This window comes from Streptomyces sp. NPDC058401, from assembly GCF_042722885.1.
Lineage (GTDB): Bacteria > Actinomycetota > Actinomycetes > Streptomycetales > Streptomycetaceae > Streptomyces.
Genome location: NZ_JBHXKA010000104.1, coordinates 1 through 17,969 on the forward strand (window position 1 = coordinate 1; position 17,969 = coordinate 17,969).

Consider the following 17,969-nt stretch of genomic DNA (forward strand, 5'->3'; position numbering starts at 1 on the left):
GTCGCCACACTTACGTGCTTGAGGTGGATCTTCGCGGCCAGCAGGCCCATGGGTCGGTGGGCCAGGGCGAGCGCCAACGTGCGTCGGAGCATCCGGGCGTTGACCGGCCCTGCCGGAATGAACGGCAGTCCGAGCCGCTGCCCGGCTGGTCCGTTCACCCATTCCCGGAACCCCGTGTAGGCCTTGCCGACGTCGAGCGTCTCGCTGCCGAACAACGCACCGTTGGTGTTGGGGCCCGAAAAGCGGATGGCGAGCTGGACGGCCCGGTACGGCTCCTCGATGACCACCCATTCCTCAGGGGTGCCTCCGAACTTACGGCCTTTGATCAACCGTGATCCGAGCCGGTATCGGGCGCCGCCGCCGATTGTTTCGGTCGGAGGTAGGCAAGAGGACGAGTGGAGTTCTTCGAGTTCGCTGGCGCGCATGCCGCTGATCGCGGCCGTGACCAGCAGGCAAGCCGACAGCACGACCTGGGACAAGGCCCGCAGCTCGCTCCCTTCTAGAGGGAGCGTCCACGGGACCTCGACCGACGGCTCGTCGTAGCGCGGGACGACCTCGGCTCGCAGGCCGCAGTCGCCGCCGACTCCGACCGCGGCTACGGCGGCCTCCCAGGCCGGCCTTAGCATCGCCAGGTCACGGGCGTTGAAGTTGCGGACGCCGATGACCGTCTGGGCGAATCGCTGGGTGTTCACCGTCAGGAGCGGGTCGTCCTGTCGCCAACCCTTGTTGACGCGGAGACTAATCTTGTTGCCCACCAGTCGCGGGAACGGCAGGCCGTCGCGAGCGTACTCCTCGATGGCGGCCAGGATTCGACTGCCGTCGGTTCCGGTCAGTGACCGGTGCTGCGGCATCGCTCTTGCGGACGCTGCGAAGTCAAGGAATTGCCCCAGCTCGGCGGCGACATGTCGGCCGATCGTATCTACGATGTAGAGGGCGGAATCCAGCATCGGTTGGAACACGTTGTCCGGAACAGGCGGGGTCGCATTTCCCGCATTGCGTTGCAGCCATCCTGCTACTTGGCCTGCGGGCCGCCCATCCCAGGGGAAGAACCCCGCTGTGTAGGCGTCCGATGTGAACAGATCCCCGTACCTGGCGAGGTACAGGATCGGTTTGACGATGTTCGCCAAGCTGCTGGGCTCGATCTCCCCGGTGCCGTCTTTGCGTCGCCTCCGCATCTCCAGGTAGGCGTCGCAGTGCTCCTGCCCGACGTCTTTCAGAGTCTTGATGCTCTGCTTGGTGAGGTGGTTGAGCCAGTGGGTGAGCGGCATCAGCGTGCCGTAGATGCTGTTCGGTTTGATGGGCGTGCGGAAGGCATGTGGAAGTTCGGCCACGGACTCGTGGTTGGGCACGAGTAAGGCGAGCACGAGTTCCTTCGCGACCAGCCGCCATGCCGGATTGAGGATCGGGGCGAAGTTCCACCGCTTGTAGACCCGTCTCATGGACGCCGGTGCGTGAGCGAGGCCCTCCAAGATCCACAGGTCTTCTTCGAATCGAGGACGGTGTGCGGTGGGAACCAGCTCCAGTCCAGCCGCCTCGCAAATGTCCACCTGTGCGAATGGGGACTGGGTGGAGAGTGAGGACGGGATGCGCGCATATCCCTGGGCTGGAACGGTTGGCATGACGACTGCAATAGTCACGCGGTCGACTCCTCGGGTCGGAGCGGGATCTCCGCGTCACGATCGATGACGGTCATGGCGGCCCGTTCCAGTACGGCAGTTGGGAATCTGGCCAGGATGTCCCGCTCCAGCCGGTCGGCGTACGGGCCGAAGATGGCGATGAACTGGGCATTGGTCATCTGGCGGAACTGGCGGGAGAAGTAGGCCTTGAGTCGGAGCAGATTCGGCGCATGCCGGGGCATGAACACAGACAGTGGGCACAGCAGGCAGACCCACGGCCGAGCGGGGCAAGGCTTCCCTTTTGGCCCGTGAATCCCGGCCAGCTGGTTCTTGCATGATGCGGTGAACACATCCCGCTCGCCGCCAAGCAGCTCCGCCAACTCGTCCCCATCCAGTCCGAGCCGTGCTGCTGCACCCGGTAGGCCGGCGGCGACAGAGACCAGTTCGTCTTCGGTCAGTACGGTCGGCGGCAGGGCTTTACGTAGAACGTCGGCCTGGGCTTCCTCGACGATCGTCCCGATGGCGTCCTGCTGAGCTGGTGTCTGTGCGCTGGCGTAGTGGTCTCCTTCCACCCCTGCAGTGTGGTTCGGGTCGATCGTGGTACGGCCCGTCCACGAACGACGAGCACCGATGTTGATGTGGGTCTCGCGGATGCGGGAGGCATGGATCTGCAGGGCTTGGCCCGAGTCATCGAGTACGCCGTGGAGAGAAATCAGTTCCCGTTGTTGTTTCGCGCGGTCGCCGCCCTTGTCGATGTTCACGACGACGTAGGGCGATGTGGATTCGGTGAGAGCGGTCCGCCGCCGGGCGAGGAGCCAGAGGTCTTCGTGCAGCTCAGGTGCCGCGATGTTCCGGAGCGGGGTGGAGAGAGTCAGCCATCGTTCTAGCAGTGCGACAGCCCGCTTGGTGATCGTCACGGACTCCGGGCCGCTTCGTCCCTTGACGTAGTCCATAAGCACGGTGCTGTTACCAGCCCAGGTGATGCCGTCGAGGCCGAGGTCGGCGATGCCGTCCGGTACGACCCCTGTGTACATACCAAGAAGTAGGCGGTGGGCGTGCATGACGTACGCGGTCGGGTAGAGCGCCTTCCTCAGCTTCGGTAGGTCTGCCTTCACCCACTGGCTCTTCTGGGTGCAACCCGTGGTTGCGATGAGCTCCCTGTTGGACATTGGGCCGTGATTGAGGAGTAGCCAGGCCACGTTCTCCCGGCTCATTCCGCACTCACGAGGGTCGGCTCCTGCGGCAGCCAGTGTCAGCGCGCTCTTGTGCCCCTGCCAGGCCTCGTTCGCCAGCCGTCGCATGACGTCCTGGAGCCGGTGCCACTCGCCGTCCGTGTAGGGCTTGTGCGGCTCGGAAGCCGGTCGCGATTTGAGCGCCCGGCCCTCCAGGTGGACTCGTACTTCCTGGCGCAATGCGCCGGTCTCCCGGTCGAACCCGGACAACAGCGCTCGGGTCTTTGCGCCGTGGTAATAGTCGAATGCGAGCCAATGCTTCACCATGTTCGACCTGCTGAGATTTGCGGCTCCGCCGATGAATCCGTCCCGGGCCAGGTGGTTGACCATGGTCTTCAACGTGGCGACGTGACCCCTGACGGTGGAGAGCTTCGTGATCCTCCCGTGGGGGTGGATACACGAGGTCAGACCGAGGGCCAGATCAGCGGCCAACACCGGGTTCCGGGTGTCATCCAGCCGCGCTGTCCAGTGGGTTCCGTCAGGGAACATGCACTCGACCCGAAGCGGTTCGTGGTGAACAGTTGCGGCCATCAGATGCCACCTTCATCGTCGAACTCTTCTGCGGCCTCGTCCCGTGCCGCTGAACCGAGCAGGCCGTTCCGTGATCCCGCCTGCTTGTAGGCCTCCCGGAAGATGCGCTGCGTATCGAGACGCATCAGATAGACCTCTGTGGTGGCGGTGCTGGAATGTCCCAACAGGTCGCGCAGGACCAGGATTGGCTCGGCCTTCGTCAGATACAGAGCGAGCGCGGCGTCCTCGTCGGCGTCAACGACCAGCTGCGCGGCTTGCTGGTAGTAGCCCTTGATCAGAGCTTCCATGGTGGCCATCGCAAACGTGTGACGCAGGGTATGCGGAGTGACAGTGGGGAATCGCGGCTCGAACCGTTCGCGGATGCGCTGGGAGGTGCGCCGGAAGACGGTTCCCCAGTCGATGAACGGCTCACCGTTCGACTGCAGTGCAACCAGAGGCGAGGTGCCGTCGGGGGCCACCAGACGTCGTCGCTCGATCGGGCCGAGGCGCCGCCAGGAGACAGTGCGCCCGTTGACCCTGGCGCCTTCCCAGTGAGGGTCTGCGATGACCAGCGGGTCGCCGAGACGTGGTTCTGGCTGGTAGGTGCTGCCGTACGTCGCCACGTCCCGGTCCAGGTCGATGTACTGACGGACCTCAGCAAGGGTGCCGTAGTCAATCCAGGTTTCCCGCGGCTTTGTCCCCTTGGTTACCGCCTTCGCCAACGGCCACCGGATGGGGACACGGGTGCGCCGTGCCGGCAGCGCCGGAATCTCGTAGGTGAGCAGGTGGGTGAACTCCTGAGCTCGTAGCCCGGAGGAGACCACCAAGCGCCCCATTGCCGCGTTGCGGCCAAGGTGGCGGCCGCGGAACCGGTTCGGCGCGGTGTCCTCTTCGCCGTCGGGAGTCAGACCTGCCAGTCCACGCAGGAAGAGGTCCTTGAAGTCGGCTTCCAGGTATTTGACGGTCACGTGAGGCTTCGCACGCCTCACGGTCGCGAGATTCCGCGTCGTTTCGTTGGGACCGGTCGAGCTGTAGTGGGTGACCTGGGCGTAGGTGAACGGTACGTCCGTGCACAGGCCCTCCCGGAGGGCCCACTTGTAGAACCCCGCGACGATGGTGATCCGGTTGTTCCAGGTGGACCCGTCCCAGCGGGCCTCCAGCGGACCGTTGAATCGGTACTCGGCGAATGTGCTCAGCACGGCGCGCAGGTCTTTGCGATCGGCGAAGGGATGCACTTGGCGGTCGTGTAGGAACTCCAGCCAGGTGCGAAGGGCCTGCGCGTACGCCTTCCACGACTTCACGGCGGGGACGCCCATCGTTGGCAGTTCCCGCAGCCATCGGTTGACGGCGACGGTGGGCCTTGGCGTCCCGTTGTCCTCGAATCGCAGATCTTCATCGATGAGAACGGGCGTGCCCTCTCGGATCAACGGCTTCCGGTCGAGGTCCCACGTCTCCCACCCAGCGGGTGAGAAGTAGGTCAGGTTCATGCGCTTCACGCTAGAAAGCGACACGCATGACTGCCGAGGATTCGGATGGAATCACTCAGACGGGTGAGGCGTGGAAGCAGAAAGAGACACTGCAACTAAGCAAGGAGAACGAAGCAGTACACGCAGGCGTGACTGCACCCCCGGTAGGGGTTCACCGTCCACTCGAACGGCATCCGGGAGGCGCCGGGGACCCGGTTGACGATCGAGCGGGCGCGGACCTCGTGGAAGGTGATCCCGCGGAACTCGGGGGTGTCGAAGGTACGGGTCACGACGGAGTCGGCGCCGAAGAGCGCGGCCGGGCCCGTGGGGCCCGCGGTCAGGTTGTCCCAGCGCATGGTGCGCCTCCCTCGGTAGCTCGCTCCCGAGAATAGAACAAACGTTCCCATGATCGTGCGCGGCGGCCGCTGCCGGAGCCGCGGCCGGGCCGGGGAACTCGACATCCGGGACACCCTCCCCGTCTCCGTGCGCTGCCGCCTCCGACCCGGATTTGGGCGCCCGCCCCGGAGGTGGTTGGCTTCGCGGTGACGAGCGAACACAACTGCTGGAGGAACGCCATGGCGCAGGTCGAGGCCACCACGGAACGCATCATCGGGGCGGACGCGGAGACCGTGTTCGACGCGCTGGCCGACTACACCGGGACCCGGGGCAAGCTGCTGCCCGAGCACTTCAGCGAGTACGAGGTGCGCGAGGGCGGCGACGGCGAGGGCACCCTCGTCCACTGGAAGCTCCAGGCGACGAGCAAGCGGGTCCGCGACTGCCTGCTGGAGGTCACCGAGCCCACCGACGGCCAGCTCGTGGAGAAGGACCGCAACTCCTCCATGGTCACCACCTGGACGGTCACCCCCGCGGGCGAGGGCAAGTCCAAGGCCGTCGTCACCACCGTGTGGAACGGCGCCGGCGGCATCGGCGGCTTCTTCGAGCGCACCTTCGCGCCCAAGGGCCTGGCCCGCATCTACGACACCCTCCTCGCCAACCTGGCCACCGAAGTCAAGGGCTGAGCAAGGCCGTTGCCGGTGGGGCCGGGGACAAGGCCCCACCGGATCGGGCCTCACCGGATCGGGTGAAACGACCCGGCCCGGGGCCGCGCCCGCGCCCCGGCGCGCCCAAGGCGCGGCCCCCGGGTCCGGCAGGGGTCGGCGGGCTAGGGTGGGGCCCTGAGCGCTACCGACCGCCAGGGGGCCCGATGAAGATCCTCATCTCCGCCGACATGGAAGGCGCCACCGGCGTCACCTGGCCCGCCGACGTGCTGCCGGGGACCCCGCAGTGGGAACGCTGCCGGACCATGTTCACCTCCGACGTGAACGCCGCCGTCCTCGGGTTCTACGACGCCGGGGCAGAGCAGGTGCTCGTCAACGAGGCCCACTGGACCATGCGCAACCTGCTGCTGGAGAAGCTCGACGCCCGCGTCGAGATGCTGACCGGCCGCCACAAGTCCCTCTCCATGGTCGAGGGCGTCCAGCACGGGGACGTCGACGGCATCGCCTTCGTCGGGTACCACACGGGCGCCGGCGCCGAGGGCGTGCTCGCCCACACCTACCTCGCCAACTCCATCACCGGGGTCTGGCTCAACGGCGACCGCGCCAGCGAGGGACTGCTCAACGCGCACGTGGTCGCCGAGTACGGGGTCCCGGTCGTCCTCGTCACCGGAGACGACCTGACCTGCACCGACGCCGCCGGCTACGCCCCCGACGCGGTGACGGTCGCCGTCAAGGACCACGTCTCGCGCTACGCCGCCGTCTGCCGCACCCCGGCCCGTACGGCCGCCGACATCCGGGCCGCCGCCAAGGAGGCCGCGGCCCTCGCAGTCCGGTACGAGCCGGTGCGCGGGGGACCGTTCGCGGTGGAGGTGGAGTTCGACGCCGAGCACCTGGCGATGGCGGCCACCGTGGTGCCCGGGGTCGAGCGGGCGGGTGAGCGTAGGGTCGGCTACACCAGCGGGACGATGTACGAGGGGATCCGGACCTTCAAGGCGGTCACCACGATCGTCTCGGCAGCGGTGGAGGAGCAGTATGGCTGACATGTCCGAGCCGGGCGCCGACGCATCCGTCGGCAGCGTCCCCGGCGGCAGCGCCCCGGTCGACAGCACCCCCGTCGACCGGGCGGCGCTCGACGAGGCCGTCGAGTTCACCTCCGGCCTGATCCGCATCGACACCACCAACCGCGGCGGCGGGGACTGCCGGGAACGCCCGGCCGCCGAGTACGTCGCCGAGCGGCTGGCGGACATCGGACTGGAGCCCGCGCTGCTGGAGCGCACCCCGGGCCGCACCAACGTGGTGGCCCGGATCGCGGGCACCGACCCCACCGCCCCCGCCCTCCTGGTCCACGGCCACCTCGACGTGGTCCCCGCCGAGGCCGCCGACTGGAGCGTGGACCCCTTCTCGGGCGAGGTCCGCGACGGGGTGGTCTGGGGCCGCGGCGCCGTCGACATGAAGAACATGGACGCGATGGTGCTGGCCGTCGTACGGGCCTGGGCGCGGGCCGGTGTGCGGCCGCGACGGGACGTGGTGATCGCCTACACCGCCGACGAGGAGGACAGCGCGATCGACGGCTCGGGCTTCCTCGCCGACCACCACCCGGAGCTCTTCGAAGGCTGTACCGAGGGCATCAGCGAGTCCGGGGCCTTCACCGTGCACGCCGCACCCGGACAGGCCCTCTACCCGATCGCCGCCGGTGAACGCGGCACCGCCTGGCTGAAGTTGACCGCGACCGGCACCGCAGGACACGGCTCCAAGCCCAACCGGGCCAACGCGGTCAGCCGGCTCGCCGCCGCCGTCGCCCGCATCGGCGAGCACGACTGGCCGGTCCGCCTCACCGACACCGTCACCGCCTGCATCACCGAACTCGCCGCCCTCCAGGGGATGTCGGTCGATCCGAGGGCCCCCGGTTTCCAGCTCGACCAGATCCTCAACAAGCTCGGCCCGGCCGGCGCCCTCGTCGAGGCGACCGTCCGCAACAGCGCCAACCCGACCATGTTCAGCGCCGGTTACAAGCTCAACGTCATCCCCGGCACCGCCACCGCGTACGTGGACGGCCGGATGCTGCCCGGCGGCGAGGCCGAGTTCATCGCCACCCTCGACGAGCTCACCGGCCCCGACGTGCACTGGGAGTTCCACCACCGGGAAGTGGCCCTCGAAGCCCCCGTGGACGGGCGGACGTACGGGATCCTGCGCGAGTCCGTCGAGGCCTTCGACCCCGAGGGGCACGTGGTGCCCTTCTGCATGGCGGGCGGTACCGACGCGAAGCAGTTCTCCCGGCTCGGCATCACCGGCTACGGCTTCTCCCCGCTCAAGCTGCCGCCCGGCTTCGACTACTGGTCCCTCTTCCACGGAGTGGACGAGCGGGTGCCCGTCGACGCCCTGCACTTCGGGGTCCGCGTCCTCGACCGAGCCCTGCGCGCCCTGTGAGGGCCCCGCGCGGCGACGGCACCGCCCCCTACGGCAGCTGGCCCTCGCCGATCGGCGCCGCGCTCGCCGCCTCCCTCGACGGGAGACCGGAGTACGTCGGCGCGGTCGGGGCCGAGGTGTGGTGGACGGTGCCCCGGCCGGCCGAAGGCGGCCGTCGCACCCTGGTCCGCAGACCCGCGGACGGCGGACCCGCGCTCTGCGCACTGCCCGCGCCGTGGAACGTGCGCAGCCGGGTCACCGAGTACGGCGGCCTGCCCTGGGCGGGCGCCGAACGCCCCCTGGGCGGACCGCTGGTGGTGTTCGTCCACTTCGCCGACCAGCGGCTGTACGCGTACGAGCCGGACGCGCCCGGCAGCCCCGCGCCGCGGGCCCTGACCCCCGTCTCCACGGTCGGCGGCGGGCTGCGCTGGGCGGACCCGGTGCTGCGCGACGGTGAAGTCTGGTGCGTGCTGGAGGAGTTCACCGGAACCGCGCCGACCGATGTGCGCCGGGTGCTGGCTGCCGTACCGCTGGACGGGTCGGCCGCGGAAGACCGATCCCTGGTACGGGAGTTGACCGACGACCGGTACCGGTTCAGCACCGGGCCCCGGCTCTCCCCCGACGGGCGGCAGGCGGCCTGGCTGGTGTGGGACCACCCCCGGATGCCGTGGGACGGCACCGAGCTCCGGCTCGCCGAAATCACCGCGGACGGCCGCCTCGCGGAGCCCCGTACCGTGCTCGGCGGACCCGAGGAGGCCGTCGCCCAGGTCGAGTGGACCGCCGCCGGACACCTCCTCGCGGTGAGCGACCGGGGCGGCTGGTGGAACCCGTACCGGGTGGACCGGGAGACGGGCGAGGCCGTCAACCTGTGCCCCCGGGAAGAGGAGTTCGGCGGGCCGCTGTGGAAGCCCGGACTGCGCTGGATCGCGGCGCTCCCCGACGGGCTCGTCGCCGTCCTGCACGGCCGGGGCTCCTCGGTGCTCGGCGTGCTCGACCCGGAGAGCGGGGACCTGGTCGACGCGGCCGGCCCGTGGACGGCCTGGCAGCCCACGCTCGCCGTCAGCGGCAGCCGGGTCTACGGGGTCGCCGCCAGCCCGCGCAGCGCGTACGAGGTGGTGGAGCTGGACACGGCCACCGGGCACGCCCGGGTGGTGGGCGGCCGGGGCCCGGCGGGAGCGGACGGTGTGGAAGGTACGGGCGGAGCGGGCGGAACGGAGGCGGCGGGCAGGGCCGTTGGGGCCGGCTCGCCCGGCGCGCCGGGCTCGGCCGACGGCCGGGGACCCGTCGACCGCGAGGACCCCGCCTACTACCCGGAGCCGCAGAGCAGGACCTTCTACGGCCGGGGCGGCCGGGAGATCCACGCCCACGTCTACCCGCCGCACCACCCCCTGCTGCGCGCCCGGGCCGACGAACTGCCCCCGTACGTGGTGTGGGCGCACGGCGGCCCCACCGACCACGTGCCGCCCGTACTCGACCTGCACATCGCCTACTTCACCTCGCGCGGCATCGGCGTCGTCGAGGTCAACTACGGGGGCTCCACGGGCTACGGGCGTGCCTACCGGGAACGGCTGCGCGAACAGTGGGGAGTCGTCGACGTCGAGGACTGCGCCGCCGTGGCGCGGGCCCTGGCCGCCGAGGGCACCGCCGATCCGGACCGGCTCGCGATCCGGGGCGGCAGCGCGGGCGGCTGGACGGCCGCGGCCTCGCTGGCCGCCACCGACCTGTACGCGTGCGCGGCGATCATCTACCCGGTCCTGGACCTGACCGGCTTCGCCGCCGAGACCCACGACCTGGAGTCCCGCTACGTCGACGGCCTCGCCGGACCCCCGCAGACCCTGGCCCTGCTCAGCCGCGAGCGCTCCCCGGTGTCCCGCGCCGAGGGGATCACCGCGCCCTTCGTCCTGCTCCAGGGCCTGGACGACCCGGTCTGCCCGCCCGTACAGGCGGAGCGGCTGCTGGCCGCGATGCGCGGCCGCGGGGTGCCCCACGCCTACGTGGCCTTCGAGGGCGAGGGGCACGGCTTCCGGCGCGCGGACACGATGGTCCGGGCCCTGGAGGCGGAGCTGTCGCTGTACGCGCAGGTGTTCGGGTTCGAGCGGCCGGACATCCCCCGTTTGGCCCTGTCCGACTGAGCCCCCGGGACGCCGCGGCCGGACGATGGGACCATGAGCTCCCACACGTCCAAGAGCCGCGGCAAGGGTCGCGGGCAGATCACCCCGGGCCGCGCGGGCATCGCAGCGCTCGCGGTGCTCACCCTGGTGTTCATCTTCGAGAACACCCGCCCCACCAAGATCCGCCTGCTGATCCCCCAGGTGACGATGCCGCTGTACGTCGCCCTGTTGATCGCCGCGGTGCTCGGCGGACTGTGCGGCGCGTACTTCGCCCGACGGCGCAAGTAGGGCGACCGGTACGGGGTCCGGCCGTCAGCCCGGCCCCCGGGCCCGGCCCGGCCGTCAGCCCGAGTGGACCCAGACGCGCAGCGGGCCGATGGCCGTGAAGCCGTGCCGCAGCGCCGTGTCGAGGTCGTCCCCCGACTCGTAGCCGACGAGCGCGAGGCCGGGCCAGAGCGCGGCGGTCAGGGTCAGCGCCCCCGTCCAGGCCTCGTCGTCCGGGGTGCCGTCGGCACTGAACACATTGGAGATGCCGACCACCTCGCCGGTGCGGTTGGCGGCGGCCCCGGCAAGGATCCGGCCCCCGGCGTCCCGCCCGGCGAGGAAGGCGATCTCCCCGGTGCCTTCCGCCGCTCCGGTGCTTCCCGCCGCCCCGTCGAGCAGCCCCGGGTGGAACAGCCCGGTGCTCTCCTCGCCGTCCCAGGCCGTCTCCCACGCCTCCAGCTCTGCGGGGCCGGAGATCCGGCTCCACTCCAGGGCCGGGGCGGCGCCGGGAGCGGACGCCGAGCGGTGGATCCACTGCGCGCCGAAGAGGACCTCGAAGCCGGCCGGAGCCAGGTCGAGCACGGCGAAGCTGTCCTTGACGGAGGCGTGCGGCGCACCGGTGTCGATCCCGGCGAGCAGGGCGGCCGTGTCGGTGTCCCGGGTGAGGGTCACGGCGTCCGGGTAGTAGAGCGGGGTCCGGCGCGGGCTGCTCCAGGCCTGGGCGGTGAACCCGCCGTCGCGGCTGACCGCGGCGCACCACGCGGCGTTGTTGTACGCGGCCGCGCGGAGCAGCTCTTCGAGCTCTTCGGTGTTCGGGGTGATGATCACCTCGGGATCCTGCCACACCCCCTAGCCTGGGGCGATGTCATATTTCCCGTACCTGGTGGAGGGCGGCCGGATCGGGCTGCGGCCCTACCGGCCCACTGACGCGGCCGAGTTCACCGCGCGGGTGCGCGAGAGCCGGGTGCTCCACCACCCCTGGCTGTCGCCGCCCGCGACCGCGGAGGCCTACGGGGCGTACGCCGCCCCGCTGATCGCCGGCGCCACCGGGGGCGCGGCCGGGGCCGCAGCGGCGGGCCGGACCGGATTCCTCGTGTGCGAGCGGGAGTCGGGAGCGATCGCCGGATTCGTGAACGTCAACAACATCGTCCTCGGGGCCTTCCGCTGCGGCGCGCTCGGGTACGGGGCCTTCGCGCACGCGGCGGGCCGGGGGCTCATGCGCGAGGCGCTCGGCCTCGCCGTCGGCCACGCCTTCGCGGCGGACGGTCTCGCGCTGCACCGGCTGGAGGCCAACATTCAGCCGGGGAACACCGCCTCGATCGCCCTGGTCCGCGGGCTCGGCTTCCGGCTGGAGGGGCTGTCACCGGACTTCCTCCACGTCGACGGCGCCTGGCGGGACCACGAACGCTGGGCGCTCACGGCCGAAATGCCGTGTCCCGGGGCCCCGCATCGCACAGGATGACACCATGCGAACCCTCGTGCTCCTCGACGCACCGTCCAACCTCGGACTCCGCCCGCCGGCCCCGGGTGCTGTTCCAGGTGTCTACAAACTGGCCGGGGCCCTGCGCGAACAAGGCCTGCTGGCCCGCCTCGGTGCACGCGAGGGCGGGGTCGTCGTCCCGCCGCGCTACGACCGGGGCGACTGGAAGGAGGGCGACGGGGTGTTCCACGCCGGGCCCCTCGCCGCCTACACCGTCGCCCTCGCCGACCGGATCGAGGGCCACCTGCGCTCCGGGGAGTTCCCCGTCGTGCTCGGCGGCGACTGCTCCATCCAGCTCGGCGCCTCCCTGGCCATGCGGCGCCTCGGGCGGTACGGCATCGCCGCGATCGACGGCTCCGCCGACTTCCGCCACCCCGGCAACGAGGCCGTCAACGGGCCCGTCGGCGCGGCCGGCGGCGAGGAGCTGGCCCTCGCCACCGGCCGCGGCCAGGCGGACCTGACGGACCTGGAGGGCCTCGGGCCCTACGTCCGCGACGAGGACGTCCGGCTCTTCGGGCTGCGCGACGGGGACCCGGACCTCCCCGAGCTGCGCGCCGCCGGGATCTTCGCCGCCACGGTGGGGGCGATCCGCGACCGCGGCGCCGGGCCGGTGGCCCGTACCGCCCTCACGGGACTGCAGCCGCCGGCCACCGCCGGATTCTGGGTCCACCTGGACGCCGACGTACTGGACCCGTCCGTGATGCCGGCCGTCGACAGCCCGGACCCCGGCGGCCTGATCCCCGACGAACTCGCCGAACTGCTCGGCGTGTTGATCAGCTCCCCGCGCTGTGTCGGACTCAACGTCACCATCTACGACCCGGACCTGGACCCGGAGGGGCGTGCCGGCGCGCTGCTCGCGGACCTGGTGGCGGGGGCGTTCGCGTAGGCCGATCGCCCCGCCCGGATGCCGGCGGGCCGCAAGGCCGCGGACTTCCGGGCGCGGGGCCGCCGGGCCGCGCGCCGCCGGGCTCCCGCGCCGTAGGCCGCCGGGCTCCCGCGCCCGGGGAGCCCGCGGGCCGGCCCGTCAGATGCCGATCGCCCCGTCAGATCCCGATCGCCCCGTCGATCCGCTCGCGCAGCAGGTCGGCGTGGCCGTTGTGCCGCGCGTACTCCTCGATCATGTGGATCAGCACCCAGCGCAGCGAGACCTCGCCCCGCCAGGCGTCCTTCCCGGACACGTCCAGGTCCGGCGCCCGCTCCGTGAACGCCTGCGCGAACTCCACCTCCGCCCGCCACGCCTCCCAGGCTTCCCCGATCACCTCGGGCGCGGCCGTCGCGCCGTCGAAGTCCCCGTCGGGGGCGGCCGCGGACCAGAACCGGAGCGGAACCTCCTGCCCGTCCAGCACCCGGCGGAACCAGCGGCGCTCCACGTCCGCGAGGTGGCGGACCAGGCCCAGCAGGGACAGCGTGGACGGCTCCACCGACCGCGCGGCCAACTCGGGCCCCAAGCCCGCGCACTTGAGCCTGAGCGTGGCGCGCTGGGCCCCCAGCACGTCGACGAGCATCCGCCGTTCGTCGCCCGTCGTCGGTCCCGTGAACCGGCCCTCGGACTCTTCCCCGTCGAAGAACTGACCTCTTCTGACCACATCGCTCATGCCCTCCATGATCGGACACCGGCCCGGGAGGCAGAAGGCTTTGCGTAATCCTGACCGGTGGTGATCCGCCGAATCCCTGTGCACCGGCCGCCGTGGCGTGTTCCATTTCCCTCATGGCCACCACCGTCCGCCGCTCCGTACTGACCCTTCCCGCAGCCCCGTTGGGTCCCGAGAACCCCCTGCCCGCCCTCCGCGAGACCAGCGGGGTGCACACCCTGGACGAGCGGTCGCGCGAGGGTCTGCCGCGCGACATGGCACGCCAGATCGGGTACGAACCACTGCGCTCGCTGCTCCCCGTACGGATCCGGGACGGTTATCAACGCCGGCGCACCGAGCGTGACTTCGAGACGATCGTCATCGAGAACGCACACCTGCGCGCCACCGTCCTGCCCGGCCTCGGCGGCCGGATCCACTCGCTCGTGCACCTCCCCACCGGACGCGAACTGCTCTACCGCAACCCGGTGTTCCAGCCCGCGAACTTCGCCCTGAACGGCGCCTGGTTCTCCGGCGGCATCGAGTGGAACCTCGGAGCCACCGGCCACACCACCCTGTCCTGCGCCCCCTTGCACGCCGCGCTCGTCCCGGCGCCCGACGGGGGAGTCATGGTGCGGCTCTGGGAATGGGAGCGGCTGCGCGACCTGCCCTTCCAGGTGGACCTCTGGCTGCCCGAGGACTCCGAGTTCCTCTACGTCGGCGTCCGCGTGCGCAACCCGCACGAGCGGCCCGCACCCGTCTACTGGTGGTCCAACATCGCCGTGCCCGAGGACGCCGGCACCCGGGTCCTGGCCCCGGCCGACGAGGCCTGGCACTTCGGGTACGAACGCTCCCTGCGCCGCATCCCCGTCCCCGGATGGGAGGGCGCGGACCGTACGTACCCGCTGCGCAGCACGTACCCCGCCGACTTCTTCTACGAGGTCGAAGACGGGACCCGGCCCTGGATCGCCTCCCTCGACTCCGAAGGGCGCGGACTCGTCCAGACCTCGACGGCCCGGCTGCGCGGCCGCAAGCTCTTCGTCTGGGGCGCGGGCGAGGGCGGCCGGCGCTGGCAGGAGTGGCTGACCGAGCCCGGTACGGGCGGGTACGCCGAGATCCAGGCCGGGCTCGCCCGGACCCAGCTGGAGCACGTACGGCTGGAGGCGGGCGCGGAGTTCAGCTGGCTGGAGGCCTACGGAGCCCTGTCCGCGGACCCCGCCGCCGTACACGGCGACGACTGGGCGGCGGCCCGCGCCGCCGCGGGCACGGCGCTGGACTCCGCGCTGCCCGGGCCGGCCGTGGACGCGGCGTACGAGGCGTGGCGCGGGTGCGCCGACACCGAACCGGGGGAGCGGCTGGCCACCGGCTCCGGCTGGGGCGCGCTGGAGGTGCTGCGCGGGGGCCACAAACTGCCCGGCACCCCCTTCCCCGAGGACACCCTCGACGAGGACCAGGCCCCCTGGCTGGAGCTGTGGCGCACCGGGGTGTTCCCCGCCCCGCGCCGGGTGACTCCGCCCGGCCCGAGCCTGGTCGCCCCGCACTGGCGGGACATGCTGGAGACGGCCCCGGCGGACCCGCTGACCGAGTACCACCTCGGGGTCGCCCAGTGGCACGCCGGGGACATCGCCCAGGCCGTACGCAGCTGGGAGCGCGGCCTGGCACTGGCCCCCTCGCGGTGGCCGCTGCTGAGGTGCCTGGCCGTCGCCGACGACCTGGCCGGCGACCCGGCCCGGGCGGCCCGCTGGTACGCCGAGGCCTTCGAGGACCTGGCCGGGGAGAGCCGGGGCGGCGCGGGCTGGCTGGCCGCCGAATCGGCGCTGGGCCGGGAGGCACTGGCCTCCCTGCTGGCGGCGGGACTCCTGCCGCAGGCCCGCTCGGTGTGGGACCGGCTGCGCCCCACCCTGCGCGAGGAGGGCCGCTTCCGCCTGTCGGCGGCCCGGCTGCTCGCGGCGGAGGGCCATGTGGGCGCGGCCCGCCGGGTCTTCGAGGAGGGCTTCGAACTGCCCGACCTCCGCGAGGGCGAGGAAACCCTCTCCGAGGTCTGGTCCACCCTCACGGACCACCCGCTCCCGGCCTCGTACAACTTCCGGATGCGCCCGCCGGGGGACTGAACGGACCGGGCCGTCCCCTGCGGCCCCGGCCGATCTGTGCCCAGGTCGGCGGTTGCGCGGACCGCCGGGTACTACCCCGTGTACTACCTGGGGAGTACACCGGAAACGCTACGCGGGGGTGACGCCGGTCAGGCCGGGCGCGGCCTAGCGTGGGTGGCATGGACGAGCAGCGTGAGCGCCCGGGGGTTCCTCCGTGGCAGCGATGGGTGGAGCGGACCGGGCGGGGCCCGGCCTGGCGCTCCTCGCTGCTCGTGGCCGTCTTCGCCCAGGCCGGCTCGGGATGGGCCGCGCAGGAGCAGACCGGAAGGGTGGCGCTGGACGTTTTCGCCCGGCTCCTGCTGCTGCTCGGGCCGCTGCTGCTCGTGTGGCGGCACCAGTACCCGGTGGCCGTGGCGTACGGGGTCAGCGCCGTCACCCTGGTGTACATCGGCGCCGGGTTCCCGTACGGACCGGTCTTCATCAGCCTGGCCCTGGCCTGCTTCGCCGCCGTCATCGCCGGACACCGAAGAGCCGCCTGGGGGGCCGTCGGGCTCCTCTGGGCCGGCCACCTGCTCATCGGCCACTGGCTCTACCGGCTGCTCCCGCCCGCCGGGGACGGTCCGGCGCCCTGGGGGCAGGAACTGGGCATCACCGCCTGGGTGCTCGCCATCCTCGCCGTCTCCGAGCTGGTCCGCATACGCAGGGAGCAGTGGTCCCTCGCCCGGGCCGAGCGGGCGGCGGCCGAGAAGCGCCGGGTGAACGAGGAGCGGCTGCGCATCGCCCGCGAGCTGCACGACGTCCTCGCCCACAGCATCTCGGTGATCAACGTGCAGGCGGGAGTGGGGCTGGCCCTGCTCGACTCCGATCCCGAACAGGCCCGGTCGGCGCTGACCACCATCAAGGCGGCCAGCAAGGAGGCCCTGGGCGAGGTCCGGCAGGTCCTCGACACCCTGCGCACCCCCGGCGACGCACCGCGCGCGCCCGCCCCCGGTCTCGACCGGCTCCCCGAGCTCGCCGAGCAGGCCGCCGCGGCCGGGCTGACCGTGGACATCACCACGGACGGGGACGCCCGGGCGCTGCCTCCCGGGGCGGACCTCGCCGCCTTCCGCATCCTCCAGGAGGCGCTGACCAACGTGGTGCGGCACTCCGGTTCGCGCACCGCCCGCGTGCGGCTGTCCTGGCAGCCCCGCGCACTGGAGCTGCGCGTCGACGACGAGGGGCCGGCCACGGGCGGTCCGGCGGGCGGCAGCGGCAACGGTCTCGTGGGCATGCGCGAGCGGGCCGCGGCCCTCGGCGGCACCATCGAGGCCGGCCCGCGCCCCGACGGTGGCTTCCGGGTGATCGCCGGACTCCCGCTGCCGGCCGACCCGACGGGCGCCCCGGCGGCAGCCCCGAGGGAAGCCCAGACGGCCGATCCGACGGCCGATCCGGCGGCAGCTCCGGCGGCCGTTCCGTCCCAGGAGGATCCGTGATCCGTGTACTGCTCGCCGACGACCAGCTCCTCGTCCGGGCGGGGTTCCGGGCCCTGCTCGACGCGCAGCCGGACATCGAGGTGGTGGGAGAGGCCGGCGACGGCGACGAGGCCGTCCGCCTGGTCCGCGAGCTGCGTCCGGACGTGGTCCTCATGGACATCCGGATGCCGGTGTGCGACGGACTCGCCGCCACCCGGCGGATCACCGGGGACGCCGCACTGGCCGGGGTCAGGGTGGTCATGCTCACCACCTTCGAGCTCGACGAGTACGTCTTCGAGGCCCTGCGGTCCGGGGCCTCGGGCTTCCTGGTCAAGGACACCGAACCGGAGGAACTGCTGCGGGCCGTCCGGGCGGTGGTGGACGGCGACGCACTGCTGTCCCCGGGCGTCACCCGCCGCCTGATCGAGGAGTTCGCCGCCCGCTCCAAACAGCCCGCCGCCGACGGCGCGGGCCTGGGCCTGGACCGGCTCACCGAGCGGGAGCGCGAGGTGATGGCGCTGGTGGGCCTCGGCCTGTCCAATGAGGAGATCGCCCGCCGGCTGGTCGTCAGCCCGCTCACCGCGAAGACCCACGTCAGCCGGACGATGGTGAAGCTCGGCGCCCGCGACCGCGCCCAACTGGTCGTACTGGCCTACGAGTCGGGGCTGGTCCGGCCCGGCTGGCTCGGCTGACTCCCGCCCGCCCCCGTACTCCCCGGGTGGTACGCGCGGTGCAGCCGGCCGTACGACGACCCGGACCCCCTCCCGGAGCCAGTCT

Annotated in this window: 15 protein-coding genes and 1 pseudogene; 10 read left to right on the forward strand and 6 right to left on the reverse strand. The window is 71.8% G+C overall.

Annotated features, from left to right (window positions below; all coding sequences use genetic code 11):
* From ACFWNV_RS29515 to ACFWNV_RS29530, 4 genes and pseudogenes are all read right to left on the reverse strand, one after another.
* The coding region (locus tag ACFWNV_RS29515; RefSeq protein WP_383952916.1) for an integrase at positions 1-1,637 on the reverse strand (1,637 nt) is incomplete at its 3' end.
* Entirely contained in the window at positions 1,634-3,379 is a 1,746-nt protein-coding gene (locus ACFWNV_RS29520; protein ID WP_383952918.1) for a hypothetical protein, read from the reverse strand. The genes ACFWNV_RS29515 and ACFWNV_RS29520, both read right to left, overlap by 4 nt.
* Entirely contained in the window at positions 3,379-4,845 is a 1,467-nt protein-coding gene (locus tag ACFWNV_RS29525) for a tyrosine-type recombinase/integrase (protein ID WP_383952920.1), read from the reverse strand. Before ACFWNV_RS29525 ends, ACFWNV_RS29520 begins: the two co-directional genes overlap by 1 nt.
* Positions 4,846-4,955: 110 nt before the next feature.
* A pseudogene (locus ACFWNV_RS29530) lies at positions 4,956-5,180 on the reverse strand (radical SAM protein); the annotation flags it as partial.
* A 219-nt stretch (positions 5,181-5,399) separates the two neighbouring features.
* Here ACFWNV_RS29530 and ACFWNV_RS29535 point away from each other — a divergent pair.
* The 5 genes from ACFWNV_RS29535 (at position 5,400) to ACFWNV_RS29555 (ending at position 10,627) form a co-directional block, all read left to right on the forward strand.
* Complete coding sequence (locus tag ACFWNV_RS29535; RefSeq protein ID WP_383952922.1) at positions 5,400-5,843, forward strand: SRPBCC family protein; 444 nt, start codon at positions 5,400-5,402, stop codon at positions 5,841-5,843.
* A gap of 185 nt (positions 5,844-6,028) precedes the next feature.
* Positions 6,029-6,862: a M55 family metallopeptidase gene (locus tag ACFWNV_RS29540; protein ID WP_383952924.1), complete on the forward strand. Its 834-nt coding sequence runs from the start codon at positions 6,029-6,031 to the stop codon at positions 6,860-6,862.
* Positions 6,855-8,249 (forward strand): M20/M25/M40 family metallo-hydrolase, encoded by a 1,395-nt coding sequence (locus ACFWNV_RS29545; protein ID WP_383952926.1) that lies wholly within the window; start codon positions 6,855-6,857, stop codon positions 8,247-8,249. Before ACFWNV_RS29540 ends, ACFWNV_RS29545 begins: the two co-directional genes overlap by 8 nt.
* The gene (locus ACFWNV_RS29550) at positions 8,246-10,360 is read left to right on the forward strand and encodes a prolyl oligopeptidase family serine peptidase (protein ID WP_383952928.1); all 2,115 of its coding nucleotides are present in this window, start codon (positions 8,246-8,248) and stop codon (positions 10,358-10,360) included. The genes ACFWNV_RS29545 and ACFWNV_RS29550 overlap by 4 nt, the downstream gene beginning before the upstream one ends.
* Positions 10,361-10,393: 33 nt before the next feature.
* The gene (locus ACFWNV_RS29555; RefSeq protein ID WP_383952930.1) at positions 10,394-10,627 is read left to right on the forward strand and encodes a DUF1049 domain-containing protein; all 234 of its coding nucleotides are present in this window, start codon (positions 10,394-10,396) and stop codon (positions 10,625-10,627) included.
* Between the two features lie 54 nt (positions 10,628-10,681).
* Here ACFWNV_RS29555 and ACFWNV_RS29560 read toward each other — a convergent pair whose 3' ends face one another.
* Positions 10,682-11,431: a hypothetical protein gene (locus tag ACFWNV_RS29560; protein WP_383952932.1), complete on the reverse strand. Its 750-nt coding sequence runs from the start codon at positions 11,429-11,431 to the stop codon at positions 10,682-10,684.
* A gap of 34 nt (positions 11,432-11,465) precedes the next feature.
* Between ACFWNV_RS29560 and ACFWNV_RS29565 the strand changes: the two genes are divergently transcribed.
* Positions 11,466-12,065, forward strand: coding sequence for a GNAT family N-acetyltransferase (locus tag ACFWNV_RS29565; RefSeq protein WP_383952934.1), 600 nt, complete (start codon positions 11,466-11,468; stop codon positions 12,063-12,065).
* A gap of 4 nt (positions 12,066-12,069) precedes the next feature.
* Positions 12,070-12,969 carry an arginase family protein gene (locus tag ACFWNV_RS29570; protein WP_383952936.1) on the forward strand — a complete coding sequence of 300 codons (900 nt, stop codon included), beginning with the start codon at positions 12,070-12,072 and terminating at the stop codon, positions 12,967-12,969.
* A gap of 157 nt (positions 12,970-13,126) precedes the next feature.
* On the opposite strand, the gene ACFWNV_RS29575 is transcribed toward ACFWNV_RS29570, so the two are convergent.
* On the reverse strand, positions 13,127-13,678 hold the full coding sequence (locus ACFWNV_RS29575; protein WP_383952938.1) for a DinB family protein: 552 nt from the start codon (positions 13,676-13,678) through the stop codon (positions 13,127-13,129).
* A gap of 113 nt (positions 13,679-13,791) precedes the next feature.
* On the opposite strand from ACFWNV_RS29575, the gene ACFWNV_RS29580 reads away from it, so the two are divergent.
* From ACFWNV_RS29580 to ACFWNV_RS29590, 3 genes are all read left to right on the forward strand, one after another.
* Positions 13,792-15,762 carry a DUF5107 domain-containing protein gene (locus tag ACFWNV_RS29580; protein WP_383952940.1) on the forward strand — a complete coding sequence of 657 codons (1,971 nt, stop codon included), beginning with the start codon at positions 13,792-13,794 and terminating at the stop codon, positions 15,760-15,762.
* Between the two features lie 158 nt (positions 15,763-15,920).
* Complete coding sequence (locus ACFWNV_RS29585; RefSeq protein ID WP_383952942.1) at positions 15,921-17,213, forward strand: sensor histidine kinase; 1,293 nt, start codon at positions 15,921-15,923, stop codon at positions 17,211-17,213.
* The gene (locus ACFWNV_RS29590) at positions 17,210-17,884 is read left to right on the forward strand and encodes a response regulator (RefSeq protein ID WP_383952944.1); all 675 of its coding nucleotides are present in this window, start codon (positions 17,210-17,212) and stop codon (positions 17,882-17,884) included. Before ACFWNV_RS29585 ends, ACFWNV_RS29590 begins: the two co-directional genes overlap by 4 nt.
* The last annotated feature ends 85 nt before the right edge of the window (positions 17,885-17,969 follow it).